At 43.4% G+C, this 25,157-nt stretch carries 35 protein-coding genes and 2 tRNA genes; 27 read left to right on the top strand and 10 right to left on the bottom strand.

Features of this window, described 5'->3' with window-relative positions; all coding sequences use genetic code 11:
- Nucleotides 1-37: 37 nt before the first annotated feature.
- From MH117_RS09620 to MH117_RS09590, 7 genes are all read left to right on the top strand, one after another.
- Nucleotides 38-592: a hypothetical protein gene (locus MH117_RS09620; RefSeq protein ID WP_239328425.1), complete on the top strand. Its 555-nt coding sequence runs from the start codon at nucleotides 38-40 to the stop codon at nucleotides 590-592.
- A 26-nt stretch (nucleotides 593-618) separates the two neighbouring features.
- Nucleotides 619-963: a hypothetical protein gene (locus MH117_RS09615; protein ID WP_239328424.1), complete on the top strand. Its 345-nt coding sequence runs from the start codon at nucleotides 619-621 to the stop codon at nucleotides 961-963.
- A gap of 66 nt (nucleotides 964-1,029) precedes the next feature.
- Nucleotides 1,030-1,224, top strand: coding sequence for a hypothetical protein (locus MH117_RS09610; RefSeq protein ID WP_239328423.1), 195 nt, complete (start codon nucleotides 1,030-1,032; stop codon nucleotides 1,222-1,224).
- Between the two features lie 3 nt (nucleotides 1,225-1,227).
- Nucleotides 1,228-1,431 (top strand): BhlA/UviB family holin-like peptide, encoded by a 204-nt coding sequence (locus MH117_RS09605; RefSeq protein ID WP_239328422.1) that lies wholly within the window; start codon nucleotides 1,228-1,230, stop codon nucleotides 1,429-1,431.
- A 4-nt stretch (nucleotides 1,432-1,435) separates the two neighbouring features.
- Nucleotides 1,436-2,092 (top strand): N-acetylmuramoyl-L-alanine amidase, encoded by a 657-nt coding sequence (locus MH117_RS09600; RefSeq protein ID WP_239328421.1) that lies wholly within the window; start codon nucleotides 1,436-1,438, stop codon nucleotides 2,090-2,092.
- Between the two features lie 34 nt (nucleotides 2,093-2,126).
- On the top strand, nucleotides 2,127-2,372 hold the full coding sequence (locus MH117_RS09595; RefSeq protein WP_239328420.1) for a phage holin family protein: 246 nt from the start codon (nucleotides 2,127-2,129) through the stop codon (nucleotides 2,370-2,372).
- Nucleotides 2,373-2,597: 225 nt separating this feature from the next.
- Complete coding sequence (locus MH117_RS09590; RefSeq protein ID WP_343224457.1) at nucleotides 2,598-2,987, top strand: recombinase family protein; 390 nt, start codon at nucleotides 2,598-2,600, stop codon at nucleotides 2,985-2,987.
- A 178-nt stretch (nucleotides 2,988-3,165) separates the two neighbouring features.
- Here the strand turns inward: MH117_RS09590 and MH117_RS09585 are convergent, their stop codons facing one another.
- The 4 genes from MH117_RS09585 to MH117_RS09570 form a co-directional block, all read right to left on the bottom strand.
- Complete coding sequence (locus tag MH117_RS09585; RefSeq protein WP_239328418.1) at nucleotides 3,166-4,092, bottom strand: helix-turn-helix domain-containing protein; 927 nt, start codon at nucleotides 4,090-4,092, stop codon at nucleotides 3,166-3,168.
- A 376-nt stretch (nucleotides 4,093-4,468) separates the two neighbouring features.
- Nucleotides 4,469-4,828 (bottom strand): hypothetical protein, encoded by a 360-nt coding sequence (locus tag MH117_RS09580; RefSeq protein ID WP_239328417.1) that lies wholly within the window; start codon nucleotides 4,826-4,828, stop codon nucleotides 4,469-4,471.
- A gap of 55 nt (nucleotides 4,829-4,883) precedes the next feature.
- Nucleotides 4,884-5,072, bottom strand: coding sequence for a hypothetical protein (locus tag MH117_RS09575; RefSeq protein ID WP_239328416.1), 189 nt, complete (start codon nucleotides 5,070-5,072; stop codon nucleotides 4,884-4,886).
- A gap of 19 nt (nucleotides 5,073-5,091) precedes the next feature.
- Nucleotides 5,092-5,496 (bottom strand): hypothetical protein, encoded by a 405-nt coding sequence (locus MH117_RS09570; protein WP_239328415.1) that lies wholly within the window; start codon nucleotides 5,494-5,496, stop codon nucleotides 5,092-5,094.
- Between the two features lie 410 nt (nucleotides 5,497-5,906).
- Here MH117_RS09570 and MH117_RS09565 point away from each other — a divergent pair, with 410 nt between their 5' ends.
- The 9 genes from MH117_RS09565 (at nucleotide 5,907) to MH117_RS09525 (ending at nucleotide 12,161) form a co-directional block, all read left to right on the top strand.
- Nucleotides 5,907-7,151, top strand: a complete 1,245-nt coding sequence (locus MH117_RS09565) for a DNA polymerase IV (protein ID WP_239328414.1) — start codon at nucleotides 5,907-5,909, stop codon at nucleotides 7,149-7,151.
- Nucleotides 7,148-7,471 (top strand): YolD-like family protein, encoded by a 324-nt coding sequence (locus MH117_RS09560; protein WP_239328413.1) that lies wholly within the window; start codon nucleotides 7,148-7,150, stop codon nucleotides 7,469-7,471. Before MH117_RS09565 ends, MH117_RS09560 begins: the two co-directional genes overlap by 4 nt.
- 278 nt (nucleotides 7,472-7,749) lie before the next feature.
- A tRNA-Leu gene (locus MH117_RS09555) sits at nucleotides 7,750-7,838 on the top strand.
- A 117-nt stretch (nucleotides 7,839-7,955) separates the two neighbouring features.
- Nucleotides 7,956-8,639 carry a uracil-DNA glycosylase gene (locus MH117_RS09550; protein WP_239328412.1) on the top strand — a complete coding sequence of 228 codons (684 nt, stop codon included), beginning with the start codon at nucleotides 7,956-7,958 and terminating at the stop codon, nucleotides 8,637-8,639.
- A 423-nt stretch (nucleotides 8,640-9,062) separates the two neighbouring features.
- Nucleotides 9,063-9,137 (top strand) — tRNA-Val (locus MH117_RS09545).
- Nucleotides 9,138-9,859: 722 nt separating this feature from the next.
- A complete protein-coding gene (locus MH117_RS09540) occupies nucleotides 9,860-10,510 on the top strand; it encodes a zinc metalloprotease (RefSeq protein WP_239328411.1) in 651 nt (216 codons plus the stop codon).
- A gap of 205 nt (nucleotides 10,511-10,715) precedes the next feature.
- On the top strand, nucleotides 10,716-11,210 hold the full coding sequence (locus tag MH117_RS09535; protein WP_239328410.1) for a hypothetical protein: 495 nt from the start codon (nucleotides 10,716-10,718) through the stop codon (nucleotides 11,208-11,210).
- 458 nt (nucleotides 11,211-11,668) lie between these two features.
- Nucleotides 11,669-11,830, top strand: coding sequence for a hypothetical protein (locus MH117_RS09530; RefSeq protein WP_239328409.1), 162 nt, complete (start codon nucleotides 11,669-11,671; stop codon nucleotides 11,828-11,830).
- A 139-nt stretch (nucleotides 11,831-11,969) separates the two neighbouring features.
- The gene (locus tag MH117_RS09525; protein WP_239328408.1) at nucleotides 11,970-12,161 is read left to right on the top strand and encodes a hypothetical protein; all 192 of its coding nucleotides are present in this window, start codon (nucleotides 11,970-11,972) and stop codon (nucleotides 12,159-12,161) included.
- 89 nt (nucleotides 12,162-12,250) lie between these two features.
- Here the strand turns inward: MH117_RS09525 and MH117_RS09520 are convergent, their stop codons facing one another.
- A complete protein-coding gene (locus tag MH117_RS09520) occupies nucleotides 12,251-12,424 on the bottom strand; it encodes a hypothetical protein (RefSeq protein ID WP_239328407.1) in 174 nt (57 codons plus the stop codon).
- A gap of 128 nt (nucleotides 12,425-12,552) precedes the next feature.
- Here MH117_RS09520 and MH117_RS09515 point away from each other — a divergent pair, with 128 nt between their 5' ends.
- Both MH117_RS09515 and MH117_RS09510 read left to right on the top strand, forming a co-directional pair.
- Nucleotides 12,553-12,999: a GNAT family N-acetyltransferase gene (locus tag MH117_RS09515; RefSeq protein WP_239328406.1), complete on the top strand. Its 447-nt coding sequence runs from the start codon at nucleotides 12,553-12,555 to the stop codon at nucleotides 12,997-12,999.
- 155 nt (nucleotides 13,000-13,154) lie between these two features.
- Nucleotides 13,155-13,394 (top strand): DUF3892 domain-containing protein, encoded by a 240-nt coding sequence (locus tag MH117_RS09510; protein WP_239328711.1) that lies wholly within the window; start codon nucleotides 13,155-13,157, stop codon nucleotides 13,392-13,394.
- 75 nt (nucleotides 13,395-13,469) lie between these two features.
- Here MH117_RS09510 and MH117_RS09505 read toward each other — a convergent pair whose 3' ends face one another.
- Nucleotides 13,470-14,204: an MBL fold metallo-hydrolase gene (locus MH117_RS09505; protein WP_239328405.1), complete on the bottom strand. Its 735-nt coding sequence runs from the start codon at nucleotides 14,202-14,204 to the stop codon at nucleotides 13,470-13,472.
- Nucleotides 14,205-14,355: 151 nt separating this feature from the next.
- Between MH117_RS09505 and MH117_RS09500 the strand changes: the two genes are divergently transcribed.
- The 4 genes from MH117_RS09500 to MH117_RS09485 all read left to right on the top strand — a co-directional run bounded on the left by MH117_RS09500 (nucleotide 14,356) and on the right by MH117_RS09485 (nucleotide 16,678).
- Nucleotides 14,356-14,565: a hypothetical protein gene (locus MH117_RS09500; RefSeq protein ID WP_239328404.1), complete on the top strand. Its 210-nt coding sequence runs from the start codon at nucleotides 14,356-14,358 to the stop codon at nucleotides 14,563-14,565.
- Nucleotides 14,566-14,760: 195 nt separating this feature from the next.
- Nucleotides 14,761-15,429 carry an N-acetylmuramoyl-L-alanine amidase gene (locus MH117_RS09495; RefSeq protein ID WP_239328403.1) on the top strand — a complete coding sequence of 223 codons (669 nt, stop codon included), beginning with the start codon at nucleotides 14,761-14,763 and terminating at the stop codon, nucleotides 15,427-15,429.
- A gap of 212 nt (nucleotides 15,430-15,641) precedes the next feature.
- Nucleotides 15,642-16,217, top strand: a complete 576-nt coding sequence (locus tag MH117_RS09490) for a stalk domain-containing protein (protein ID WP_239328402.1) — start codon at nucleotides 15,642-15,644, stop codon at nucleotides 16,215-16,217.
- Between the two features lie 146 nt (nucleotides 16,218-16,363).
- Nucleotides 16,364-16,678, top strand: coding sequence for a DUF1292 domain-containing protein (locus MH117_RS09485; protein WP_239328401.1), 315 nt, complete (start codon nucleotides 16,364-16,366; stop codon nucleotides 16,676-16,678).
- 66 nt (nucleotides 16,679-16,744) lie between these two features.
- On the opposite strand, the gene MH117_RS09480 is transcribed toward MH117_RS09485, so the two are convergent.
- Entirely contained in the window at nucleotides 16,745-17,164 is a 420-nt protein-coding gene (locus MH117_RS09480) for a DUF1885 family protein (RefSeq protein ID WP_239328400.1), read from the bottom strand.
- A 212-nt stretch (nucleotides 17,165-17,376) separates the two neighbouring features.
- Between MH117_RS09480 and MH117_RS09475 the strand changes: the two genes are divergently transcribed.
- Complete coding sequence (locus MH117_RS09475; protein WP_239328399.1) at nucleotides 17,377-17,664, top strand: SAV0927 family protein; 288 nt, start codon at nucleotides 17,377-17,379, stop codon at nucleotides 17,662-17,664.
- Nucleotides 17,665-17,737: 73 nt separating this feature from the next.
- On the opposite strand, the gene MH117_RS09470 is transcribed toward MH117_RS09475, so the two are convergent.
- Nucleotides 17,738-19,216 carry an aminotransferase class I/II-fold pyridoxal phosphate-dependent enzyme gene (locus MH117_RS09470; protein WP_239328710.1) on the bottom strand — a complete coding sequence of 493 codons (1,479 nt, stop codon included), beginning with the start codon at nucleotides 19,214-19,216 and terminating at the stop codon, nucleotides 17,738-17,740.
- A gap of 219 nt (nucleotides 19,217-19,435) precedes the next feature.
- Between MH117_RS09470 and MH117_RS09465 the strand changes: the two genes are divergently transcribed.
- Complete coding sequence (locus MH117_RS09465; RefSeq protein ID WP_239328398.1) at nucleotides 19,436-20,611, top strand: MFS transporter; 1,176 nt, start codon at nucleotides 19,436-19,438, stop codon at nucleotides 20,609-20,611.
- A gap of 339 nt (nucleotides 20,612-20,950) precedes the next feature.
- On the opposite strand, the gene MH117_RS09460 is transcribed toward MH117_RS09465, so the two are convergent.
- Nucleotides 20,951-21,595, bottom strand: a complete 645-nt coding sequence (locus tag MH117_RS09460; RefSeq protein ID WP_239328397.1) for a DUF1054 domain-containing protein — start codon at nucleotides 21,593-21,595, stop codon at nucleotides 20,951-20,953.
- 216 nt (nucleotides 21,596-21,811) lie between these two features.
- Here MH117_RS09460 and MH117_RS09455 point away from each other — a divergent pair, with 216 nt between their 5' ends.
- Together MH117_RS09455 and gndA are read left to right on the top strand one after the other, a co-directional pair.
- Nucleotides 21,812-22,408, top strand: coding sequence for a hypothetical protein (locus MH117_RS09455; RefSeq protein WP_239328396.1), 597 nt, complete (start codon nucleotides 21,812-21,814; stop codon nucleotides 22,406-22,408).
- A gap of 237 nt (nucleotides 22,409-22,645) precedes the next feature.
- Nucleotides 22,646-24,058, top strand: coding sequence for an NADP-dependent phosphogluconate dehydrogenase (gene gndA, locus MH117_RS09450; RefSeq protein WP_239328395.1), 1,413 nt, complete (start codon nucleotides 22,646-22,648; stop codon nucleotides 24,056-24,058).
- 100 nt (nucleotides 24,059-24,158) lie between these two features.
- Here the strand turns inward: gndA and MH117_RS09445 are convergent, their stop codons facing one another.
- Entirely contained in the window at nucleotides 24,159-24,482 is a 324-nt protein-coding gene (locus MH117_RS09445) for a methyltransferase (protein WP_239328394.1), read from the bottom strand.
- A gap of 129 nt (nucleotides 24,483-24,611) precedes the next feature.
- Between MH117_RS09445 and MH117_RS09440 the strand changes: the two genes are divergently transcribed.
- Nucleotides 24,612-25,148, top strand: a complete 537-nt coding sequence (locus tag MH117_RS09440) for a shikimate kinase (RefSeq protein ID WP_239328393.1) — start codon at nucleotides 24,612-24,614, stop codon at nucleotides 25,146-25,148.
- Nucleotides 25,149-25,157: the final 9 nt, after the last annotated feature.

Genomic DNA, 25,157 nt, shown 5'->3' with positions numbered 1-25,157 from the left:
TAATAGTATTAGATATATCTTCCAAGGAGGTAGGGACATGAAAAAATTTATATCAGGTATTGTAGTAGGAGCGCTACTATTCGGAGGAACATCAATTTTTGCTGACTCTATTAAAAATCTAGTAGGCGAGAAAGTGACCGGTATATATGTGGTAGAACAAGGCGGGAAGAAAATTGCAGATGGTGCAATAATCAATGGATCTGCTTATGTTCCTGTCCGAGCCATCGCAGATGCAACGGGAACTCCGCTTACCGTAAAGGGGAAGAAGATTACCTTGTCGGGAAAAACAGTCCTTAATGAGGGAAATGCCTTAAGTGAAGAGGCATTGGCGTTGACAAACAAAATTGCAAAACTTCGTGGGGACATCAGCTCGATTAAAGTTAACATTACCGCTGAAAACGTCAGCATCAAGACTTATGTGGACGCCATAACCGAGGAGAAAGCACGCGAAGAAAAGATTCCGGGTCGCCTTTCTGGACTAGAGGAGAACCTCTCTAAGTCCCGTAAAGTCGTCGCAGACTATCAAACGCAGATCGACGTAGCCGAAGCGGAAATTATCCGCATTCAAGCGGAGATTGACACAAGTAAGTAATTACCTTTTATTATTGGGGTGACAAAATGGAGCAAAAACCAGATTTAGGTAAGATATACGAACTAGAAGGTAAAGAGAGGCGCATAGATGAATCCAACAGTAAAAACATGGGATGTGTATTATTTCTAGTTTTTACCTGTTTAGGAATAGCTATCTCGTTTACTGGAATAGGTATTTTCATTGGATTGCCTTTAATAGTAATGGGAATTATTTCACCATTTATGGCAAAGAAGACGGATTCTACTGTTTACCGCATAGTTTGCCCTACTTGCGGATTTGAGACTCGTAATCAAAAGAAACCGGGAATCACATGTAAAGCCTGTAAGAAACGAATGGTCTTGCAAGGTGACCATTACGTCAACGTAGATTAACATTATTATGACTAAGCTCACGTTAACCGCGTGGGCTTTTTCTTTTGCCAACGAAAGGGGATGCGCATGAAACTACGACAATTACTCGAATGCACTATCGATTTATCTGATCCAATTACGGAGTTATCCGCAGTCATCTCGACGGTACTCGCATCTCATCCCGATAAGCAAGTCGATATTCTTCACGCACTAGATGAGCAAATCGGACTTGCCCTCGCTGTGTTGGAGACGGTAAACACCGAAGAGGAAGCGGAGGTATAATCGATGGAAATGGATGTACTTAAATACTTTCTAACGCAAGGGCCGTTCGCGGTCCTTTTTGTTTGGCTTCTCATCTACGTCATGAAAAATAACAAGGAACGAGAAGCCGGATTGCAAGATTTACTCGCAAAGTTCTCGGAAAAATACGATGTCATCATCGGAGAGCTGCGCGACATGAAAGAACGTTTACCGCGAGATAAGGAGTGATTGAATGAATTATATTGCCGACTATATTCCACGCAATACCCCATGCAACCGACGTCCAGGTAACGCAATGACTCCGACAACGATTACGATCCACAATACGGGGAATCCAACGTCAACCGCAAAAAACGAACGCGCATGGTTGACGAATCCGAGTAACAGTCGAACGGCGTCGTACCATATCGTCGTGGACGAACGCGAAGCTATTGAATGCCTTCCGCTGAATGAAGTCGCATGGCACGCAGGTGACGGGAACGGCGATGGCAATCGTAAGAGTATCGGAATCGAGATATGCGAAAGTGGTGATTACGCGAAAACTCTCGATAATGCCGCTGATCTTGTCGCAAAGATGTTGCAGGAACGCGGATGGGGCGTTGATAGGCTGCGTAGGCACTATGACTGGTCCGGCAAGATTTGTCCGCGACTCATGTATGACAACGGTAAATGGACGGGATGGACGAAGTTTAAAGCGGAGGTTGAAAAGCGGATGAAAACGGCGGACAAATCTGATGTTGCGAAACTTATCGTAAACGGAAAGCGCGTAGATGACGGTATCATCATCGATGGTGTCACGTACTTCCCCGCGCGTTCCTTTGCAGCGGCTATGGGCGCGACAATTGCGTGGGATAACGTGAGCAAGACGGTAAAGGTAACGTCGAAGTAATCGAGTTTCTACTATATAAACGGAGGTATCGGATATGAACGATAATATCAACTGGAAGCAAAAGTTAGCCAGCCGGAAGTTTTGGGCGTTATTGGCTGCGTTGGGGACGAGCGTACTCGCAGCATTTGGAGCAGGCGAGAGCACAGTCGTACAAGTTACGGGGGTTATCGGTGCGGTAGGTTCGGTCGTTGCGTATGTGCTTGCGGAGGCATACGTTGATTCGAAGAGATCCGGCGCGGAGCAAGGTGACGCGTACGAAGAAAAACGCGAGGATAAGTAGATAGGCAAACGCCCACTTTCGGAGTTCATCCGTCGGTGGGCGTTTTTCTCATTTGGAACATCGATAGTTCGCGGTCATAGAACATTGAATCCCCGGATTCGTTCCGTATCTTAACGGACCTCGACGAATACTTTTCGACGATCCCCGCGTCTACGTAACAATACACTCCTGCACTATCTTCTTGCCATACTTCGACGACGGCTTGCGACATTGCCGCCGTGAAGAATTCGATATCTGCGTTTAACATGCGGTTCAATTACGACAACTCCTTGTGTTATATATACCCAGAGTTTAACATGCGACCGCATGTATGACGAGCAGGGTTACACGGTTGCTCGCATGTTTTTTGATGAAGGGTTTAGCGGAATGGACTTGGATCGTCCAGGCTTTGTCGAATTAAAGGAATACATGAAGGCTAATCAAGGTCAGACACTAATTGTGCCAACACCGAGCGTACTGTCGAGAGACTTAGGCTTTGTAAAACACTTCAACATGTTTGCGGAAATGTGTGATTATACTGTTATCTATGCAGATGGTACAGACATGGACAACTTTAAAACGGATTACGTTGGAGCACTCTCGGAACATATTCAGGAGCTTGAAAGAGGTCAATGACCTTAGACTCGGTGGAGTGAAAGAAGAGTTTTCAATTTACGAATGTGATTGACAACATTCACCAATCGAGATAAATTGTATTTAGAAGGTTTCGACTTCCGTGCGAGGTCGTAGATTGAAACATATTGATTATGTTCATTAAAAAAGAGCCGGGGAATTTATTCCTTTGGCTCTTTTTTTATTTCCATAAATTTAGATGGTCAGCAATCATCTTAACATCAGTAGGTGACTGGTAGTAAAGCACCTTGCAAATTTCGCTGTTGCCAACACTTTGCACTTTCTTGATGCCAACACCTAACTCAGTGCTAAGGTGTGTATTAAGGCCTTCCAGTAACGGTGCAGCAGCGTAAAACCGAAGTCTGTATTTACCTTTTGGACAATCAATTGCATGATGCACGGAAAAATAACCACGATAGAAATCGGCCGCTTTAGCATGAGGCAGATTCGGGTGAGTGCGATCCTCATCGTTTCTTCCTGAGTATCCCATCTCCAACATCCTCACAACATATGGGTGTGTCGGCGGGATTTTTAAGCGCCACGAGAGTTTGTCATTTTCAAGCGGCGTGCTGAAAATTTTATTGGAAACGGCAAGTGTTTGTTTGACGCCCTGTAGTAAATCTTTACGCACAGTTTGAGCTATAAAATAATCACCCGAAAAACGAGCCGAACCCCACAAGAAACCAATTGTTTCATATTTAACACTTGACTCTTCAATTAATTTCAACATCACATTAAACTCAGTGAGACATGCTTCTGTAAATATCTCTTCGCATTTAGCCCCACAGAATAGCTTTCTGCCAGAATTACTTACAACTATTCGCTTCTGACACTCCTCACGGTGGCATTTTCTACTCCATTGATCACCTGTACAAATGTAATACACTGTAGTTTTACCGATGCCGTAAATATCCGCCAGTTGTTTGTAGGTGAGATTATCTTGTTCCCGACGCCTCCTTATCTCACTGGCTGTAAAAGCGTCTAGTTTTCCGTCATTACGGTAGTTTCTTTCGAGAGTACCCTTTAACGCATGATAGGAAACCAATTCGGAAGTGATGTTATAAGTTTGAGCAATAGTCTTAACTCTTACGTTGTTATCATAGAGCATTCTAATTACCTGCTTATTCACATTTGTTAAAACGAGTTTCTTTTCCCGTGGAATCTGGTTGTTTTTGTTTCTATTATAATGTGAATTTCTTTCCCTTATGCTAAGGGTCCTGCACGAAGGGCATAACTTAGTCTTTCTTACTCCCCAAAAAGTTTCTTTACACCGATCACAAAGGCGTATTATTTTTGAAGTGGAATTCTCGCGTCCTTGTGAAGTAGTTTTACTTTGCGTACGGATGGAAACGTACTTACGCTTGGAGTAAGCTTTAGCTGTGTTACGCTTCCGACTCAATGAACATGTACTGCAAAACATCTTTCTAGGGCCGCCTTGAAACATTGTCTTACACTGAATGCAAATACGATCGTGGAGCATACACTTAGTTTCCCGTAGCTTCAATTACTTCAATTAATGCGATTCGTTCTGCAATGCTCCATGAGGTAGCTTTTCCGTGTAGCGCTTGACGCTCATCGGCTGTACCCGAAGCTGCGTCGAGAATTGACTCGTGCATGTATTTGAGGCTTACGGTTGTTAACGCTGATCCGAGGATTACCTCACCCATGATCATCAACTCATTGTCGGACAGTTCCGGTGCTGGGGTTAGGCGCATGATTAAGTCATAGCGCTCTACGATATCACCCAGGCGTGTGGAGAACTTCCCATCGCGGCCTTTTGCCTTTCCGCATTCCTCCGCAAGTTTCTCGAGCGGCGGGTTCATCCATATTTGTTTTCTTGCCACCCTAGGTTCCTCCTTAAATTAAAAGTTAATACTAGAGGGCTTCGGCCCTCTAGTATTAACTTTTGTTCTTTTGTCCTGTTAGGAGGTCTAACTTATCATTTGCGTACTGAATAATAGATTCTACCTCTCTTGTTGCTCCATATCCGTGACCCTCGGCCACAGTAGCAAGTGCATTTAGTGTTGAAAATAATATTTTTGTTACCTCATCCAATCTTGCTTCAAGTTGTTCGATTCTTTGTTCCATCCCTATCAGTCTCCTTTTATTAGAATAATTGTGCGATAACGACTGCGTCTTTTATAAGAATTTCACCGTGATCAGGATCGTCATGACGGCCTTGCTTGTTACTGGCAATAACATAACAGTGATCTGGTATGAAACACTTAAGGCAATCGTCTTGTTGCGCATCCCACGAGCTGTATTCGTATGTACTTTTTATTGACATGTCCCATGCGGATGTTCCGTCGAGCAAATCCATGTCCTCATATTCTTCAGTGCCATAAGTAGGGAAGTCGCGCTCGTCTTCGCGGTCACCATTATGGCGGCTATTCTCGCAAACTTCGCCAATCTCGCGCTCTTTGTTCTCGAAACGTAAGCCGATGTACCAGTATTGCTCTTCGTTTGCTTCGTAGATTTCTTTCGCTTTAGCGTACATTTCCACGATGTTCATAATATCCTCCTTGTCGCTGCGCTAGGCCAGCGAACTCAGTTAGTGTATATGTGGTACATTATTCCTTGACTTAATAATAACACAACTACACACTTAATACAATAATAAGTACATACTTTACTCTTATTTTATCGGTAAAATTTATATATTGAATATAGAACACACATTCGCATATAATACTCAATGACAGAACAAATGTTCTATTTAGGAGTGGTTGGTGTGTTTAAAAAGTATATTGGGCAGACCGTCGAAATCATTTACGAGGATAAATGTGGTAATATCACACAACACAGAATCTTAATCCGGAGCATTCAAAACGGGACTATCTATGCGACATGTTTAAAATCTAAAGCCTGGAGGCCGTTTCGCATTGATCGTATTCTATCTTGGTCACCAAAGGGGCAGTCAGCATGAGCAAGAAACAAGAACGGATTATTATGCTCACCGATATGCAAAGCTTCTATGCTAGCGTGGAAAAAGCGATGCAACCGCAATATAAAAACAAGCCACTGGTGGTTGCCGGTGATCCAGAACGCAGATCTGGCATCGTACTCGCGGCGTGTCCTATCGCGAAATCGTACGGCGTATCGACCGCTGAACGACTTTGGGAAACGTTAAAGAAGTGTCCTGACGTAGTCGTCGTACAGCCGCGGATGCAATTGTACATCGACGTATCGATGCAGATCACTCGCATTTTAGAGACGTATACAGATCTAGTTGAGCCGTACAGCATCGACGAGCAATTTATTGATGTAACGCACAGTATTCATTTGTTTAAGATGACTCCGGAGCAGCTTGCAGCAAAAATACAGCAACACATTTTACTCGAAACAGGCGTGTGGGCACGGGCAGGAATAGGCCAAAATAAGACTATCGCGAAAGTGTGTTGCGATATAGTCGCAAAGAAAAATAAATCCGGAATCTTCACGCTGACAAAAGAAACCATGCCTAAACACATCTGGCCTCATCCAGTCGAAAAAATGTGGGGCGTTGGATCACGCATGCGTCGTCATCTAAACCGCATGGGCATTTACACAATTGGCGAGCTTGCACAGACTCCTCTTACTCGGCTTACTAAGCGATGGGGCGTTAACGGCCAGGTAATATGGCAGGTGGCAAACGGCATAGATGACTCTCCCGTAACAACATCATCACACGATACGCAAAAGGTAATCGGAAATGGCATGACATTACCACGCGATTACGCCGAAGCGTGGGAGATAGACGTTGTGTTACTCGATCTAGTCAGCCAGGTTTGCAGAAGGTGCAGAGCCAAGAGTGTGATGGGCTCCGTGATTTCTGTAAGCTGCTCGGGCGCTGATTGGGATCATCCGACCGGATTTAATCGGCAACAGAAGCTTGCTGATCCGACGAATTCAACTACGGATATTTACGAAGCGTGTAAAAAGCTCTTCCACAAGTTTTGGGACGGCGAACCTGTTAGACGACTAGGGATTGCGATTACCGACCTAGTTGATGATTCGGTGTATCAGCTCACACTATTTGATGATCGCGAAGAAAAACGCAAGCTAGATTCCGTCATGGATACCATAAAGGACAAATTCGGGGAGACCGCGATCGTACGCGCAAGTAGCTTTACCTCCGCGGGACAAACACGAGACAGAGCGAGCAAGATCGGAGGTCACTATAAATGAGTAAAAAGCTTCAGGGAAACGGTATTTGGGAAGCTTCGCGTATGATGCTGCCGGAACACAAGGAAACGATTATAAGGCATAGAGGCGAGTATGACCGCAAGAGTCGGCCGCAGCTCGACGAGCAGGAACTCGAATACATTAACGAGCGTTTAGCGCAAGCAGCGCATGACCACGAGTCTATTGCGGTGGAACTATTTGAGCCGTATGGCAACGTTAATGTTGTCGTCGAGGTTGTCGGATTCGAAACGAATCGCGTACGTTTCCTTTGCGACGGAGAGCGTCGGTGGATCGACGTAGAGGACATCGTGAGGGTTGATTGAAGGCAGAATAAACATACGAAAATAAACGCATTATATAGGAAGGAATTTAACGGGGTAATACGCTTGTTGTTAATCCCGTTAAATTATTTTTGAGAAAGTGTTGACACTCGAAATCCCACGTGATATATTATTACTTGTCCGGTTGAGCCGCACAGGATTTTGAAACGATGAACATACGACATGCCAAGCCGTACAGTCATTCGAAAAATCCTACGAGGCACATCGAATAAAGCGAAGAGGCATATAACGCAAAACCCGCGTGGTTAAGCGGAAAACATGCCGGGATGGCGGAATTGGCAGACGCACAGGACTTAAAATCCTGCGGTAGGTGACTACCGTACCGGTTCGACCCCGGTTCTCGGCACCATTTATAACTTCTAGCACTTTATGATAATAGGGTAATGTGGATGATATAACTCCTTTCGCTGACTAGCGGAAGGGGTTTTTTATTTGTAATCGAAATAGAATAGAGAGGATGAATTGTATGAGCTGGAAAGTGGACAATGACTGGTCTCAACTTCTTCACGATGAAGTACGGAAGCCTTATTTTAAAACATTATGGACATGGTTAAGAGAAGAGTATAATCATCAAGTGATTTACCCTCCATTTGACCAATTATTTACGGCCTTCCAGTTAACTTCCTATGCGGACACAAAAGTTATGATCGTGGGACAAGATCCGTATCACGGTCCAGGCCAAGCTCACGGTCTTAGTTTCTCGGTGCAGCCAGGCGTACGAATTCCTCCGTCACTTCTTAATATGCTCAAAGAGAGTGCGACTGATGTGGGTACAACGATGCCGAGTCACGGATATTTAAAAGCGTGGGCGGAGCAAGGCGTATTTATGTTAAATACGGTTCTGACTGTTAGGGAATCACAACCAAATTCTCATAAAGGTCAGGGCTGGGAAACATTTACGGATCAGGTCATACAACTGTTGAATGAACGAGATCGTCCTGTCGTCTTTGTATTGTGGGGTAGTCATGCACAGGCGAAAGCTAAAATGATCGATCGCTCCCGTCATTTCATCGTACAGGCACCACATCCAAGTCCGTTGTCTGCTCATCGTGGGTTCTTTGGCAGCCGTCCGTTCTCGAAAATCAATGATCATTTGCAAGCGCTTGGGGAAGAGCCTATTGTTTGGCAGCTTCCTCCGATTGAATCATAAAAATAAAAGAGACTGCTTGTATCTAATGCAGAAACATCTGCACAATGCAATGCAGTCTTTCTTTTCGTAAGTGGATTTGAAAGTTCATGTTGAAGGGCGCTACCGTCATGCTTCTGAAATGTTCTAGAAGTGTGTAAGTAGTAGTAAGTAGTACTAACTATAAACTGTGCATGAATACATGAACAGTAAACGTTGACAATGACTTTGGCCGATGATATATTAATTGATATATTCACTGATTATTTGTTGATTTACTTCTAATAATGTGATCTGTTAGCTCAGCTGGGAGAGCACCAAATCTATTCTCACAGGTTAAAAAGATGTTTTATAAGTCTCTTTTTATTGAATATAAAAAGAATAGAGACAACTGCTAATAATGCGGTTGTCGCTAGGAACATCTTCTGTTATTATTTATCTAAATATAGGACGGTAGCTCAGCGGGAGAGCATTATCTTGACAGGGTAAGGGTCATGGGTTCGATCCCCATCCGTCCTACCACTTAATATAAATTAGTGCGTATATGTAATATAATTTAGTTGATTTTAAGGCCATTCTCAATATAATTAAATGTATGAATGATGTTCAACAATTATTCCATCTAAATGGTATGTTTATATCTTATAAATCAAGACTCTAGTTCATTATTTTTGATGAACTCTAGAGTCTTGATTTCATTTATACTAAGTCTTAATGCGGAATAAGCTTTATTCATTGAAGTTTTCCGATTAGTTATTATAAGAAACATCACCAGCAAATCTAGCTTACATTCATAATAAGAATCTTTTGTACTTTGACGTTTTTGCACTAGTTTCGAATTTTAACCTTCTCCTTCCTTTTAGATCTCTCAATATGGACACGTACACAATAAACCATATTGAGAAAAATCAATCTATTTAAAAGACACCTCTGTTAAATCTCGATCTTCATAAATTTCAACTACATCATACGTGGGAATCCTTAGAAGCAACTCATTCACGGTTTTTATCTGAGACTGAATCGAATGCACTTGGTCATCTTATTGGTAGATGATCATATTTAGTTTCTCTAATCTGAGAACGTAAGATAAAAATTGTATAAGTATTAATAATGATCATATAAATACTCATCGAAACATGATATTATTATCTTGATTTACAAATATTTGAATCTGAGTGATAACTTTAGGGGATTTGTTATAAGGTGTATCGTGAGTTTATTATTTTGAGGAAGGTGGATATCAATTGTTAAAAAGATTAAGACTCGTCGCCATAATGTCAATTTTACTATTGTCGTTCTCAGCAACTTCAAGCGCCCATGAAATGTATTATAGTGGTTCAGCACCAAACTGGGCACCAATTCCCTTGAAATGGAGTATTACAAATTTTGGCGCCGCACATTTAAAATTTAACAATGATTCTCTAAGTTCTAGTTATACTAATCACTATGTCAATGCCACAAATGCTTGGTCGAATAGTACGTCTAAAGTACAAACAACTAGAACAACGTTTTCATACTCAAATGTAGACATACTGACTCCAACAAATGACTTTTGGGAACAAAAAGTAGGATTTGTTAATGTGTACAGTGTATATGGTATTACGGACATAACCACAACAGATAACATACTAATAAAAGATTCAAACTCCGCAATAAACTCCACACGGTTAATTAAATACGGTCACATTTATATGAACCCTCATTCACAAGTATTCGGGAGTGAGAATGATAAATTATATACAATGGTGCATGAAATTGGGCACGTTCTAGGTTTAGGTCACCCTAACTCCATATTTTATCCGGTCAATGATGATTCTATCATGAGACAAGGATCATATTCGAGTTACACGACTCCAAGAGCTCATGACATAAATGATATTTCAAATAAATATTAAAGTGTATATTGAAAATGGAGGTAGTGTAATGCTAATTACGAGGAGGACTAAGATTTATAGTGTCGTAGGATGTATTGCTCTAATATTTGTGTTGTCACTGTATATATACAATGACAACAGTTCATCTATAGGACTTTCCGCTAAAAGGATACAAGAATTGCGACAAAAATATCCTTCCTTAGATGGTGAACACCCCACATACCATATGAAAAAACAATCTTTTCAAGAAGTCACTAAACTAACAGAAACAATCATTACTGCTGAAGTAATTGGTGAATTGCCAGAGTATGATATAGATTTAACGGGCCTACCAAATACACCTGAAAATAAGATTAATCAGAAGAGAAAGCAAAATGGATTATCAACTCTCACTGCTACATTCACACAATATGAAGTTAAGGTATTGGAAACCATAAATGGAAATCCAGTAACAGGTAATATTAAATTAGTCTACAATTCAGTATTTCGGGGAATTGAACCTGATCTCAAAAAAGGGATGAAAATTGTTACGGCTATTGCAGCAGGGAAACTGGCTCATGAAGGGAAGTATTACTTCACTAGATATGGAACTTACTACATCGTAGATAACGATTTTGTGCTTTCGGCAGTTGATGACGAGTTCTCAATTAAGATGAACGGAAGACTACTGAAAGAATTTATTGAAGAAATCAGCACAATACCTTTACCTGCTCCTCGTTGATGTGATACGGTAATATCTTTGGAATGAGATATTACCGTATTTTTATATTTTGAATTTTAATAAACAGAATAGTATTACATAGAAACCTATTTACAGTGGTTCGAGCCCACTACAGATCACCATACATACTAATGTAGAACCCTTGATGATGATCAAGGTTTTTTTTATTTTTAGTTGATGTCGAGAGCTATGCTTCTATCAAGCGAGCCGTTGTTAAGATTGGAGCACCTCAATGCTGCTACAGCGGCAAGCAAGGAGTTTTTTTTGATTAGACAAAAAGGGCTGTAAACTGTAAGCATTTCTTTGCTATCATCCACTTACGCTTGTCCTGACGATCAAGTGGACGTAGAGAAGCTGACTTTTGGCGCTCGTGACGACTAAAGCTGGTGACTTGATCATACATTGAAGAAGAATGATCACTACCTTCTCCAAATGGAGAGGACAAGCGGAGGGATATGATGCTGGGAGCTCAGTTATTCGTTTGGCTATTAGGCGTGTTCGGAATCGTAGCGGTCTTGTGCTGGCTGCTATCACGACTGTTGGTTCATGACAGCACCAACCAGGATGAGCGGTATATATGGCTTCGTAAAATAGATGATGGCTCTGGCAAGGAGCATTAGTTAAGCTTTGGCTGCCTGAGCTTAGAAGAAATTTAAATACCATGTGGTGTGTAGTCGTTTGCAAATGGTGTTTAAGATTATCTGTTTACGGTGAAAATGGTGATATACATCGTTGATATGTCAATTGGAGGGATGTATGATGCCGAGACCGAGGCCTTATTTCAAACCAATAGTTGTTGCAATTATCGTTATTGTAGTGCTTGTGAGTAGTTCAGGCATGATGATAGCGAGCCCCGACCAGTACAAGGATCTTGAACCTCAAGAGGGAACAGTTCCGATCTATGAGGATGTATATGGCAAAGTTGTGCCAAACGATGTATATCAACCCTGATGAACAGATGACTTTCGATCAATCAAATACGAACAGGCCCTGATGGTAACTCCAGGTTGCATTAGGTACTGTTCGTATTTTGCTGTGCTTTATACATGGTCAGGATCACGATCTCGAGGATCTGTCGCTGAAGTAGGCGAATCTGATAGCTCCTCTGTATCCCACTTATGCGTGTATGCTTTTTTGGTAACGATAAGCAGCAGGCAGACCGTACCAATAACCATTACTACTACGGCCACAATTGTTGCGGTAACCGGGTCCATTAAGTACCTCCTATTATTGTAAGCGTATTCGATAGCCTTACTATACATGAATTTCATTTTTTTGTATAATATAATTTTGTTCATACATATGGTAAAATAGTTGCTTATAAATGACGGAGGTGAGGCTAGTGGCAGCTGAGATTATAGAGGTCAAAACCCAAGAGCAATTGGATGAGTGCATCACTATCCGTAAAGAAGTATTTGTTCAGGAGCAGAATGTGCCTGATGAACTAGAATGTGATGAATACGATACATTAGATGCCCCGGCCTTCCATGTACTACTCATGATTGATGGCAAATATGGGGCTACAGGACGAGTTAAGCTGCTTGATGAATTTACGGCAAAAATGCAACGAATTGCAGTCAGAAAGCCATTTCGTGGCTTAGGAATAGGTCGGACCTTAATGATTGGATTAGAACAAATAGCTAGGGCGCATGGCGTTGAGAAGTGTGTGTTGGACGGGCAGTGCCAAGCAGAAGGGTTTTATCAGTCTTTAGGCTATGAGACCGTATCGGAAGAGCCTTTCTACGACGCAGATATTCTGCATGTGCGTATGGAGAAGAAATTGACTTAGTACACTTTTTAAGTTTCTCTATTTTATACCTGATACTCTTGCATAAAATGTCAGTCGTTCGGGAATGCTAACGATTCACCGCATCTGGTACAAAGGTTCGGTCTCAGAAGAGGCTTTATCATGTGGCCAATATTAGTAGAAGCGAGAAGGATGGGATAGCATTGACAGAACGTGAGACATTTACAGCGGTACAACGTAACGGGGATGGGGATCTGACATCGTTTCAGACAAGCTCAGGAAGAGTGCTAAACTATACTGAGGCTTTGCAGGCTGTCCATAATGGGGAAATTGCCGGAGCAAACACGTTTAAGGGAAAAAACGGAGGCACTTATATCCGGGGTGATGCTGATGGCGATCCTTCCAACAATTTGGACAACCTGCCGACTTTTAACTAATGCAATGGATCACGTTGTTATAAGAGCACTTTGACCGTATCATACGGCTGAAGTGCTCTTTTCTATAACAGCAAGCTACATTAGGGTATAAATTTGATGCTGGTTAATAAAGGTCATTGGACCGGTACGGCCTTCCCATTGAGGTCGCTCATCTCCGTAATGCATTAATGAAATACGCTGCTGCAAAGGTATCGGCAATGATAGCAGCTCATGTATGGTGGAGTGTACTTCGCCTGTTCCGATCAGCTGGCAGTCATGCCATATATGTTCAACCCCATTATCAACGAGGGATTGGAGCAGCTCAAAGTTAAAGCGCATATCTGCTGTGTAAAAAAAACGTTCGTTAATGAGCAGCGAGTAACTATTTTTACCGGGCATATGATCGGTTTTTACCCATTTGACTTGCAGATCAGCGGCAAGGGGATGGTTGAGCTCCGGTTCCATTGGCAGCACATCAAACACATCGTCCAATTTGTTAATCCCGTCTTGGCTCATTCCACCTTTAAGTGTATTTTCCCATAACATATCCACCAGAGATGCCGCGATATATAGCTTAGGCTTGCGCTTGTATCTGAATTTCATCTGGAATGCATATTCTTCCAGGCCGCCGACATGATCAGCATGCAGATGAGTGACGATGACGCCATCGAACTCATTGAAGGATTTGCCTAGCTGGTGAACAGCCATAGGCGCTGTAATTCCACAGTCAATTAAGAACGCATGTTGAGTGGTGTGCAGTATGGCATTATTGTTTAAATATGTTTTGGCAAAAGCACTCCCTGTGCCTAGCATTTGCAGTTGAATAGTCATCTCTCTTCCAGATCCTCCAAGCTCTATTATTTTACACCCACTGTATCATGGGCTAGGTAAATGCACAAGCGAACGGCGCTTGTCTCACATAGTATGAGGGTGAAGCGATTTGCTTTGCAGTGTGAGACGTGGGAGAAGTGGGTGAGCTATTGTGGCCAAAGGAAAAGGCGCCAAAAATAAGAAAAAAGAGCTATCTGGGGGACGTGCCCAGTATACGATGCGAGTTGTGACTTCTGACCGGTGCATCGTGTGTCCGACGCCTTGTACAAGAGGTCTGAAGTATGTCTCACGAATGACTGAGCCAGGAGCGGTCGGCAACGGTGTACCTTGCGTGTTAACACGAACTAAGCTTGGTAAGTAATTAACTAAAGGCTTTGGGATGGACACAACGTCAACTTGAACTGCTCAGGGAACGGATAGTATGTATATTCAAAAGTTCAAGCATTTACTACTGTTACTTTCCCTTCCCTGGGTCATCACGCGCATCCATGTGCGTCAATCACCTACTTACTTAAAGAACACTTGATGTGATGTCGGAGGGATGAGGTGGCATGGGATGAATATCGTGTGGAAAGGTAATGCGTATACCAATTCATGCGTTCGCAGGGGACAAGTTCCCCAGATTATAGTTAATCATATTGCATCTGCTCGTATGTCAACATTGGATGATTGGTATACGAACCGAAATAACAAAGTATCCTCGGCTCATTATGGCATCTCCAAGAAGGGCGATATCCATCAATATGTAGCGATAGAACGTGCGGCTTTGGCAAACGGAATCCCCCATAGCAGCATTAAAGCAGCTTCATCTTTATACGTGAGAAGCAAGCAGCACAATCCTAATTTATACAGTGTCTCCATTATTCATGAGGGAATGGAGGGTGAGCTAACCGATGAGCAGTTTCAAGCGTGTATAAAGCTGCATCGTTATATCCAAATAATGATTCAGGAAAAATGGGGTCATCATCTGCCGCTCACATCTGATTATGTGATCGGACATCATCAAATTGATCCTATACACAAAGCAGCCTGTCCAGGTTATAAATTTCCATGGGGCAGATTATATGAGGCATTAGCCTGTATCCCAGTTTACGACGAAAATATTGAAACCATTATTAAAAAGCTGCATAACGCCGATCTTCATCTAAAGCGTCTGGAGCAGCGGCTTGCTGCGCTGGAGATGCAGGAAAGCAGGACTGACGAACACGGTGAGCACAAGAACTAAAATGAAAATAGCCCTGCTCCAGGTAACATTAGACAGTAGGAAAGACAGGGCCTTGCTAGCGATACGCCAGTACAGGATGAACGTGCATAGTGGATATTACTTAAAAAAGCCTCAAAACCTTGCTGTAAAGAGAGTGAATTGCAAATGTTGCCGCAACTCTCTTGCATATTAGGAGTATAACTATACAACTAAGCTGTTGGAGGTTAGCACTCATGAAATGCAGGAGAATTGCCGCGCTTGTCTTACTCGGTTCTATTGTAGGTGGATCACTGGCCACTACGATACCGACAGTTGCTGCGGAAAGCAACACAGACAAGGTGCATGTTGAATTAAACGGCCAAGCGATATCAGATGGGGGGGTAATGGTAGACGGGCGAGCCTATGTGTCTGTACGCGATCTGCAAGAAGCATTGCAAGCATTCGTATACTGGGACGCCGCCAATAAGAGAATATCGATTCAGAAGCCTAATATTCATATGTTGATGTTCCAGGACAAGGCTACTTTTGGCAAAGTTAAGACTGGAAAGACAGCATTCTCCGTACTGGTACAAGTTGATTCGCTGAAGACGCAAGTTGACGCCATTAAGCTGACGATAACAGACCCGAACGGGAAATCTTCAGATATTCAACAATCAGATATTGATACGAAGCAGGACAATTTCTGGTTCCGGTCTTCGGATTATAAATACGATTTCAAAGCAAAAGGTGAATATACTGTAAACTGCTATTTGAGACAAAAAAACGGCGAGTTCACTTTACTGTCTAAAAAGACGATAGAAGCGGTGTAATTACGGATTTGCCCATTTATGAGTGTTATTTTTGAACGTTACATATACTAACCTTCAAGGGTGTCATTTCGTTGACCTTCCTCACATATCGTGGTACGATACGAGGGATGCAACATACTATTTGCACAATAAAGGAGAACTATGTAATGAGCGAACATAACCATAATCATGACTGCGGCTGTGGCGAGAACCACGACCATGAGCATAATCACGAAGAGTTTATCGTCACACTTGTGGATGACGAAGGTAACGAAATAGAAATGGCATTGGTCGAAACGTTTAACGTTGAAGAGCAATTGTACGCGCTGCTTCTAGAGAGAAACAACCCTGAAGCTGATGGTATCATTGTACGCGTAGACGAAGACGGCGAGGACATGGTCCTTAATGCTATCGAAGAAGATGAAGAGTGGGAACGTGTACAACAAGCCTATGACGAGCTTGTTGCCTCCCAAGAGGGTTAATTCCCTTCCATAATAAGGTACTAGGAGAGCCCTAAGGCAACTTGGGGCTTTTTGTTATATACGCGGTTATTTACGGGGATTAAAGTACATCTTCCGCCCGTTAAACAACGTAAGCTCAGCCTTCCATGTGCGTGCCAAATACTTGCATAGCTCATTGCCTTTATTCGAATCCCCCTGCGTGGATGTGTCAGGAAGCACAACTTCAACATAATGACTAACGTTGTCCTCTGTATCATGTGTACCAACGCCGAACAGGATAGATCGGTACAGCGGATGATTGCCTCGCAGCAGGAAACCGACCTGTTCTTGGCCTGGCTTAGTCTCGAACGTATAAGGAAAGGCTGCTTCAGCATAATCCCAACCCAACTGGGTGCCTGTTAAGCGGGCTTGTTCTTGATAACAAAGCAACTGCTGCTTCAAATCTTCCAATGTTGCGGAAGGTACCGCTGATCCATCCTTAAAAGCAATTATGGCGCGTTGACTCACCGTACTCCCTCCTAAATATACCGTAATCCAAGTCCTATCATAACACCCCTTAGTAAAAGTGGCAATATTTTCATGCTTGCATTTTTACAATCCATTTACAGCTTGGTTCTGGTTGATAAAAAATGGAAAAACATGATATAGTGAAAACGTATCAGTGCGAGTTGGAAATAATGGTTGTGGGAAGGAAAACCGAATCGTGAGGAGGAGATGTCATGTATGAGCATTTGTATGAAGTGACGGAGCAAGCAAATGTCAGTTTCATAGGATGGGCTGCTGAGCAAGGACGTTACGATTTCGCACTCATCTACTCCAATCATTTCATCGGGAAGACGCTAGTCGTCTGTATGCAGACCGGAAGATCCACACTGTTAAGCGAAGAGGACCTGACGCCTGAACAGGTTCGAGTATCTTTTCAACTAGAAGATATGACCTCTGCCAAGGAAGCTGTGCAAATTCTAAGCACCCGAATTCCTGCACTGCAAGTAAGAGACCAATACTAACGATCGCATTAGTCCATAGAACTAGCTGACATAAGGAGAGGCCTCCCATAGGGGAAGCCTCTTTGTTGAGCATCTATTCAAATATAGCGGTTTCTTCCTTAATAACCTTTACAAATTGAATGGAACGGTCTTCAGGCCCTTTGACAGGCAGACCGATATCCACGTGATCACGTATATAGTCAATGTTTTGCTGTGAAATGACTTCACCCGGAAGTAATATCGGAATACCAGGCGGATACACATAAATAAACTCAGCAATAATACGTCCCGCAGATTCTTTGAATGGAACAATCTCTGTATCCCCATAGAATGCATCGCGCGGTATCAGGGACAACTGCGGAATTTCCGGTATTTTTACGATTAGTTCTTGAACCTCATTACGATTAATATGTGCGGCAGACAGCTCACGTAAAGCGTCAATCAGGATGCTGATCGTTTCATCAGTATCTCCAGGTGTGACAAGGCACAAAATGTTGTACATATCACTCAGCTCAACTTCAAGATTATAATGATCACGAAGCCAGTTCTCCGTCTCATAGCCTGTTATGCCAAGATGACGGACATGAATGGTCACTTTTGTCGGATCATAACTAAATGTAGCTTCACCGCCAAGAATTTCTTCCCCGAAGCAGTATAGACCAGGGATTTGGTTAATTTCATTTCTTGCATAATGAGCGAGTTTAATCGCACGTTCCGCTATGTCATGTCCATTCAGCGCCAAGTTCCGGCGTGATGTATCCAATGAAGCAAGCAGTATATAGGAAGTGGATGTTGTTGTGAGCATGCTAAAAATGGTTTGGATCCGATGAGGATTGACCAGTCCATTCTTCGTATTTACGTTTAGTACAGAGCTTTGCGTCATGGAACCGCCTAATTTGTGAACGCTCGTGGCAGCCATATCCGCGCCAGCCTCCATGGCTGACATAGGAAGCTTCTCGTTAAAGTGGATCAGAACGCCGTGTGCTTCGTCTACTAGGACCGGCACTTCATAGGAGTGCGCAAGATCCACGATTTCTTTTAAGTTTGCACATATACCAAAGTAGGTCGGATTGATAACAAGTACAGCCTTGCTATCAGGATGCTTCTCTAGTGCTCGACGAACCGAACGTGTTGTGATGCCATGGTCGATCCCCAAATTGGAGTCGCGAGCAGGTGAAACGAACACCGGTCTGGCGCCAGCGAAAATAATAGCAGCCATAATAGATTTATGCACATTGCGCGGGACGATAATCTTATCGCCGGGTGAACAGACCGACATAATCATCGTCATGATCGCGCCACTCGTGCCCTGAACGCTGAAGTAAGTATAATCCGCACCAAATGCATCTGCTGCCAGCTGCTGCGCTTCCGCGATGACTCCAGTTGGTTGATGCAGATCATCGAGCGGTGCAATATTAATAAGATCTATAGCAAATGCCTGATCACCGATAAATTCTCGGAATTCTTTGTCGCTTCCTACACCTTTCTTATGCCCGGGAATATGAAACTGCACCGGATTACGGGCAGCATGATTCGTTAGAGTAGTGTACAAGGGAGTTCGATGATGATCCATCGCGGGCTCACAACCTTTCATATTCAGAATCCTCCTGTATGTACAGGAGTTGGTGCTTACAAACAAACAAGGATTAGTTTAACAAAAACCCCCCGGAATGCAAGTACATTTTCCAACCAATTCGTGTCGAATGTTCGGAATTGATAAAAGCTTCAAATTTCATTCATTTTGCTGACCGTTAAATTGTGGTAGGATGAGAAATACGGAGGGAACGTAAAAATGAACAAACAATTAACTGTCGTTGTACTAATGCTTATGATGGTCTTTATTGGCTTCGGGATCGTCATTCCTGTACTACCACTTATGATTACCGATGCAGGAGCTAATCAATTCCATCTTGGTCTGATGTTAGCGCTGTACTCACTCATTTCGTTTATTGTATCCCCATTTTGGGGAGCGTTATCGGAGAGGGTGGGACGCAGACCAATCATTTTGGTAGGTATATTAGGTTTTAGCTTAAGTTATCTATTGTTCGGCTTGGCAGACGGTCAGCTGTGGCTGATGTACGCGTCACGCTCGCTTGGTGGGTTATTCGCTGGCGCCGTCACCGCTGTAATTGTTGCCTATGTGGCAGATATTACAAGCGAGGACACTAGAACCAAAGGGATGGCGCTTGTCGGTATGGCGATCGGACTTGGTTTTACATTCGGCCCTGCATTTGGGGGGCTATTAAGTAAATATGGTCACAATACACCGTTTTTTGCTGCTGCTGCATTAACGTTATTTACATCTGTACTAGGTTTTATCCAGCTGAAAGAATCTTTGCCTCCGGAAAAGCGGACAAGTAAAGGTACGGCTTCACCTTCACGTTGGTCTGCGTTTACAGGACGTATGAAATATTTATATTTATTGTCTTTCTTTGTCACGTTTACGTTGGCAGGCTTAGAAGCAACGCTCTTTTATTATGAGGCTGTGCGTATTCCTCATATTTCGACTGAGGATATCGGATGGATGTTCTTTTTCTGCGGCTTAGCAGGTGCGCTTGTACAAGGGGGAATTGTACGGCGTTATATTAAGAAGGGCGGCGAGAAGAAAGGTATTGCTGCAGGATTAATCATATCAGCAATCGGGTTTGTGATGCTGCTGTTCTCATCCAGCGTGCTGAATGCCACACTCTACTTATGTGTGTTCGGGATCGGCAACGCTTTAATTCGCCCGTGTGTGACGTCTCTGATTACGCAGAAGACAACGGTAAGCCAAGGGGTTGCATCTGGTCTGAACTCATCGATGGACAGCTTTGGGCGCATAGCAGGCCCTCTGCTTGCGACAGCTGTGTTTAACTTAAACGTTAATTTGCCGTTTTTGATCGGTGCGGTACTATCAATAGCTGCACTTGCACTGCTTGCACAATTTGTGAAGTTGGATCAGAGTTCTGTGATCAAGACACGCATATAACATCCTGTACATATACAACAGGCATGAGCACCGAACTTTTGTCAGGGCTGTTTACAACGCAGCGTGGCAGAAGTTCGGTTTTTTTGCGCTAGCATGTCTGCTTGTACACAGACTGTAAAAGAAAAGTGCCTTCCCTCCGGCTGGAGGGAAGGCACTTTTTCCTTGCTGAGGCTGTCTTTTAACATGATAACAACCAAATATGTGCACTTAATACGTCTCTCTCTTTGCTGTCGGTACGTCATCGCTCCTATAAGCTTCAACACCTCTTATGGTGCACTGCTTGTTCTCTGGTGATTGCAAACAGTATATGAGAGGTGCTGATTAGGCTGCACTACTGGATTATATCGATTCACCTGCAAGCTTGTATAGCGGCATTAGCGTGCGAACGGTGTCGTCCACAAGCTTCATGAAAGCTTGTCCGTCAGCGAGAATTGGATCAGCTGCATCGATATGTCGACCAATTAGCCATTCTGCCGACTTCACATCACGGAAGCGATTCAGCGTCTGTATGAACTCTTCTGCAGATAGATCTCCGACCCGATTTGCATGTTTATTCATATGATCCATCGATAGCACATAATGATCAGGTACAAGCTTCTTGACATTGTCTAGTTGTTGAAGAAAGGATTGCGCAATCTGTTGTTTATTTGTTGCTTCATAAATAAAAGCGAGCCAAATAAACACATGATCATCAAATAATCCGACCTGAAAATGGGGGAGCGACTTGTAACCACGCTTGTTAGGGCCAACCGCAAGCCAAGTGTCTTTGGGTGGATTTACGGTGCGCCGAGCATGCTTAGCGATGTGCAGATACATTTCCTGTCCGGCTAGCAGCGCCGCTTCTCCTGTCAGATGTTCACCAATGAAGCGAAATTTAGGCTGTATACGATCACGGATCGCCTCCATCCGGGCTTCAAGACCTTCAATTTGGAAGGTATCAAAATCCGAAGCGTTAAATCCGGTAAAAGTTGCTGATAAAGTCATCGTTGATCCTCTCCTCGTCCATGATTCAAGCGGGTGAGCGAGCATATTTCACGCACATTTACACACCGATATTCGAATATTATACCACAACGAATGCTGCAGCCATGCTATTTCATCACATTAGGCAGAGATTAAGATGAAATTGGAGTCAATAATCCAAGTTGCACGATCATATGATGAAGTATGCAGACGAAGATTAGGTAAGGGGGAGTTGCCGTGAATCGTAGCGATGAAGTTGAATATTGCAACCTGGAGTTACGTTTTGACCGCCGGCAAATCCAGAACCTCATTCGTGATCTCATACAAGAAGGATACTCGTTGTATTGGAGCGAGAACGAATCGTTGTTTATCGTTTCCATACGAACCGGCCGGAAGCTGATCAAGCTGCGCTTTCAACGGGTTCATCACCGTTATAAGATTGTGGGGGACTACACTATTCGTGATGAGCGCCTGGCCGAATTTATGGAGAAGATGATAGGAGAATCACGTGGGCATGCGGTAGTGAAGAGGTTCAAGGATAGACATATATTTGTAGAAAACATCATGTTCGGGGAACGGATCCGTTTGGTTGAAATCTGTGGATTAGAGCAAAAGGTTCTATATCAAAAGCGTCCAGTGATAACAACAGAAGAGATGATTCGTGCTTTCCAATCTACAAGAGCAGAGGAGCGTATAGATACGCTTCGTAATGAGATCGATCAGGAGTTGGCGGATCTGTACAAGGCGATGTCACATGAGGATAACGATACGGTGGTGCACTGTAAAGAGAAATTAAGTGCTCTGCGCTCGGAAATGATTCAACTTGAATGGTAATAAGCTGCTCACCCTCACATTTGCGGGGCACATTGGCGCTCAAGCAAGGCTGCAGGGTGTTTTTCTGTGTATACGGTGGACAGGAGAAAAAGACAGGTCGTATTTCTCGAATAGGAGATATCGGTATGTGAGAAATGGCACATTGGACCTGAAGCAGGGGTTCACTTCTCTATGCAAAAAGGGTACAATAGCAATAATGCAAACCATACACTATTAGATAAAGGGTGGAAAATCCATATGGCTAAAACACAAATTGGCGTGATTGGACTTGCGGTCATGGGTAAGAACTTGGCCCTCAATATTGAGAGCAGAGGCTATTCGGTATCGGTGTACAACCGTTCCCGCGAGAAGACAGACGTACTCATTAGTGAGGCGCCTGACAAGAACTTAACGCCTACATATACGATTGAAGAGTTCGTTCAATCGTTGGAAACTCCTCGCAGGATCTTAATTATGGTTCAGGCAGGACAAGCTACTGATGCTACAATTGATCAATTGATACCACATTTGGATCAAGGTGATATCATTATTGACGGCGGCAACGCCTACTTCCCTGATACACAACGCCGCAGCAAGTACCTGGAAGACAAAGGTTTCCGTTTCATCGGAACTGGCGTATCCGGTGGCGAAGAGGGAGCATTGACAGGTCCGGCCATTATGCCTGGCGGTCAAGAGAGTGCATATCAGCTTGTAGAGCCAATCTTGACGGCGATTTCCGCTAAAGTGAATGGCGAACCTTGCTGTACTTACATCGGCGCTGACGGCGCAGGACACTACGTGAAGATGGTGCATAACGGCATTGAGTATGGCGACATGCAGCTTATTTGTGAAGCGTATCATCTATTGTCCAACGTGTTGGGTGTAGATGCCAAAGAACTTCACGAGATCTTTACAGATTGGAACAAAGGCGAGCTTGACAGCTATTTGATCGAGATTACGGCTGACATCTTCTCCAAGTATGACGAAGAGACAGGCAAACCGATGGTTGAAGTGATTCTGGATTCGGCTGGTCAAAAAGGCACGGGCAAATGGACAAGTCAAAATGCATTGGATCTGGGTATTCCGTTGTCCATGATTACGGAGTCCGTATTCTCACGCTTCTTGTCTGCGTTAAAAGATGAGCGCGTTGCTGCAAGCAAAGTGTTGTCAGGTCCTCAAACAACAGCATTTGCTGGTGCCAAAGCTGAGTTTATCGAAAAAGTTCGCAAAGCGTTATTTGCAAGTAAGATCGTATCTTATGCACAAGGATTCTCGCAAATGCGTGTTGCTTCTGATGAATACAACTGGAACTTGCCACTTGGTGATATTGCTAAGATTTTCCGTGGCGGATGCATTATCCGTTCCCAGTTCTTGAATAACATTAAGGAAGCATACGATCGTGATGCGGATCTGAAGAACTTGCTGCTGGATCCTTACTTCAAAGAAATCGTGGAAGCTTATCAAGATGCTTGGCGTGAAGTAATCAGCGTTGCAGTAACAAGCGGCGTTCCGGTTCCTGGATTCTCTTCTGCACTCGCATACTTTGACAGCTACCGCACAGAACGTCTGCCAGCAAACTTGCTGCAGGCACAACGTGATTATTTTGGTGCACATACATTTAAACGTATAGACAAAGAAGGTACGTTCCATTACAATTGGTTGTCCAATTAATTGAACGAACAGCATTTCACATACAAAAAAACGCCGAGCTGATATAAGCTCGGCGTTTGTCATAAGCGTAACTATTGTGACAATAGAATGGATTCCGCTTCTAATCATCTTGCATTGCAGGTGACCACAGACCATAGGCTGCCTCTGCCAGATAAAAGCGGAGCCGATCACTTTCCTGATCAAACTTGTTATGCTGCAGCAGCATAACTGATACTTCAGCGAAGTAACAGAAATTTCGTTTGATCCGGTCTGCATCAAGAGCTGATAATGCTTCGTCATTACAAGACAGCTTGCTCTTGACCATATTCAGCACCCAGACAATATCTTCTTTGCACAAAGGGTGCTGCTTATCCATTATTCGTTCCATGCGGGCAGCAATTGTTCGTTGTGTCTTGTAGCGATCGGTTGGGGGCGGCGAAGACATCATCATTCACTCCTATATAATGGCATGTACTACCATCTTTACGTTCATCCCTTTCATTTTATACATCCTGATTGTCGAATAGAAGTCAGCTATGGTATCATATGGGCAGTTTATCGGTAGGAGAGAACGATGATGGTGATGAATGACCACGAGACAAGTATTGTATTGATAGGATTTATGGGGACGGGAAAATCGACAGTCGGCCAGCAGTTGGCGCAGCATCTAGGTTATGAGTTTATTGATCTGGATGCAGAGATTGTGAGTCGGCAAGGCAGAACAATCCCTGAGTTGTTTGCACAAGATGGAGAAGCGTACTTTCGACTGCAAGAGAACCGTATCTTAACTGACTTGCTTCAGCATAAGACACGGCTTGTCATTGCTACAGGCGGGGGGGCCGTTCTGGATGATAATAATTGTAAAACGATGCTGCATAACGGTTTTGTTGTTGCGTTAACAGCCCAACTGGATACCATCGTCGCACGTGTTCAAGGTGATACGAATCGGCCGTTATTGCAAGGAGACGTCACAGAACGTGTACATGCGTTGATGGAGGCCCGCCTAGGTCGATACGACTTTGCTCATTGCACAGTTGAAACGGATTACTTAGCAGTAGAACCAATCATAGCAGCAATCATGAGTGCCTATGCTAAGCATTCACTTCGGTGAGCAGGAGGA

Source organism: Paenibacillus sp. ACRRX (assembly GCF_022346885.1).
GTDB lineage: Bacteria > Bacillota > Bacilli > Paenibacillales > Paenibacillaceae > Paenibacillus_B.
The sequence above is the reverse complement of the archived record's forward strand: the minus strand, read 5'-3'. Positions and strand labels throughout refer to the sequence as shown.

What these genes read in the sequence shown, in the direction of transcription:
- MH117_RS09620 (WP_239328425.1), top strand. Translation starts at nt 38, where the DNA reads ATGAAAAAATTTATATCAGGTATTGTAGTAGGAGCGCTACTATTCGGA.
- MH117_RS09615 (WP_239328424.1), top strand. Translation starts at nt 619, where the DNA reads ATGGAGCAAAAACCAGATTTAGGTAAGATATACGAACTAGAAGGTAAA.
- MH117_RS09610 (WP_239328423.1), top strand. Translation starts at nt 1,030, where the DNA reads ATGAAACTACGACAATTACTCGAATGCACTATCGATTTATCTGATCCA.
- MH117_RS09605 (WP_239328422.1), top strand. Translation starts at nt 1,228, where the DNA reads ATGGAAATGGATGTACTTAAATACTTTCTAACGCAAGGGCCGTTCGCG.
- MH117_RS09600 (WP_239328421.1), top strand. Translation starts at nt 1,436, where the DNA reads ATGAATTATATTGCCGACTATATTCCACGCAATACCCCATGCAACCGA.
- MH117_RS09595 (WP_239328420.1), top strand. Translation starts at nt 2,127, where the DNA reads ATGAACGATAATATCAACTGGAAGCAAAAGTTAGCCAGCCGGAAGTTT.
- MH117_RS09585 (WP_239328418.1), bottom strand. Translation starts at nt 4,092, where the DNA reads ATGCTCTATGATAACAACGTAAGAGTTAAGACTATTGCTCAAACTTAT.
- MH117_RS09575 (WP_239328416.1), bottom strand. Translation starts at nt 5,072, where the DNA reads ATGGAACAAAGAATCGAACAACTTGAAGCAAGATTGGATGAGGTAACA.
- MH117_RS09570 (WP_239328415.1), bottom strand. Translation starts at nt 5,496, where the DNA reads ATGAACATCGTGGAAATGTACGCTAAAGCGAAAGAAATCTACGAAGCA.
- MH117_RS09565 (WP_239328414.1), top strand. Translation starts at nt 5,907, where the DNA reads ATGAGCAAGAAACAAGAACGGATTATTATGCTCACCGATATGCAAAGC.
- MH117_RS09560 (WP_239328413.1), top strand. Translation starts at nt 7,148, where the DNA reads ATGAGTAAAAAGCTTCAGGGAAACGGTATTTGGGAAGCTTCGCGTATG.
- MH117_RS09550 (WP_239328412.1), top strand. Translation starts at nt 7,956, where the DNA reads ATGAGCTGGAAAGTGGACAATGACTGGTCTCAACTTCTTCACGATGAA.
- MH117_RS09535 (WP_239328410.1), top strand. Translation starts at nt 10,716, where the DNA reads ATGAAAAAACAATCTTTTCAAGAAGTCACTAAACTAACAGAAACAATC.
- MH117_RS09530 (WP_239328409.1), top strand. Translation starts at nt 11,669, where the DNA reads ATGCTGGGAGCTCAGTTATTCGTTTGGCTATTAGGCGTGTTCGGAATC.
- MH117_RS09525 (WP_239328408.1), top strand. Translation starts at nt 11,970, where the DNA reads ATGCCGAGACCGAGGCCTTATTTCAAACCAATAGTTGTTGCAATTATC.
- MH117_RS09520 (WP_239328407.1), bottom strand. Translation starts at nt 12,424, where the DNA reads ATGGACCCGGTTACCGCAACAATTGTGGCCGTAGTAGTAATGGTTATT.
- MH117_RS09505 (WP_239328405.1), bottom strand. Translation starts at nt 14,204, where the DNA reads ATGACTATTCAACTGCAAATGCTAGGCACAGGGAGTGCTTTTGCCAAA.
- MH117_RS09495 (WP_239328403.1), top strand. Translation starts at nt 14,761, where the DNA reads ATGAATATCGTGTGGAAAGGTAATGCGTATACCAATTCATGCGTTCGC.
- MH117_RS09490 (WP_239328402.1), top strand. Translation starts at nt 15,642, where the DNA reads ATGAAATGCAGGAGAATTGCCGCGCTTGTCTTACTCGGTTCTATTGTA.
- MH117_RS09485 (WP_239328401.1), top strand. Translation starts at nt 16,364, where the DNA reads ATGAGCGAACATAACCATAATCATGACTGCGGCTGTGGCGAGAACCAC.
- MH117_RS09475 (WP_239328399.1), top strand. Translation starts at nt 17,377, where the DNA reads ATGTATGAGCATTTGTATGAAGTGACGGAGCAAGCAAATGTCAGTTTC.
- MH117_RS09470 (WP_239328710.1), bottom strand. Translation starts at nt 19,216, where the DNA reads ATGGATCATCATCGAACTCCCTTGTACACTACTCTAACGAATCATGCT.
- MH117_RS09465 (WP_239328398.1), top strand. Translation starts at nt 19,436, where the DNA reads ATGAACAAACAATTAACTGTCGTTGTACTAATGCTTATGATGGTCTTT.
- MH117_RS09460 (WP_239328397.1), bottom strand. Translation starts at nt 21,595, where the DNA reads ATGACTTTATCAGCAACTTTTACCGGATTTAACGCTTCGGATTTTGAT.
- gndA (WP_239328395.1), top strand. Translation starts at nt 22,646, where the DNA reads ATGGCTAAAACACAAATTGGCGTGATTGGACTTGCGGTCATGGGTAAG.
- MH117_RS09445 (WP_239328394.1), bottom strand. Translation starts at nt 24,482, where the DNA reads ATGTCTTCGCCGCCCCCAACCGATCGCTACAAGACACAACGAACAATT.
- MH117_RS09440 (WP_239328393.1), top strand. Translation starts at nt 24,612, where the DNA reads ATGATGGTGATGAATGACCACGAGACAAGTATTGTATTGATAGGATTT.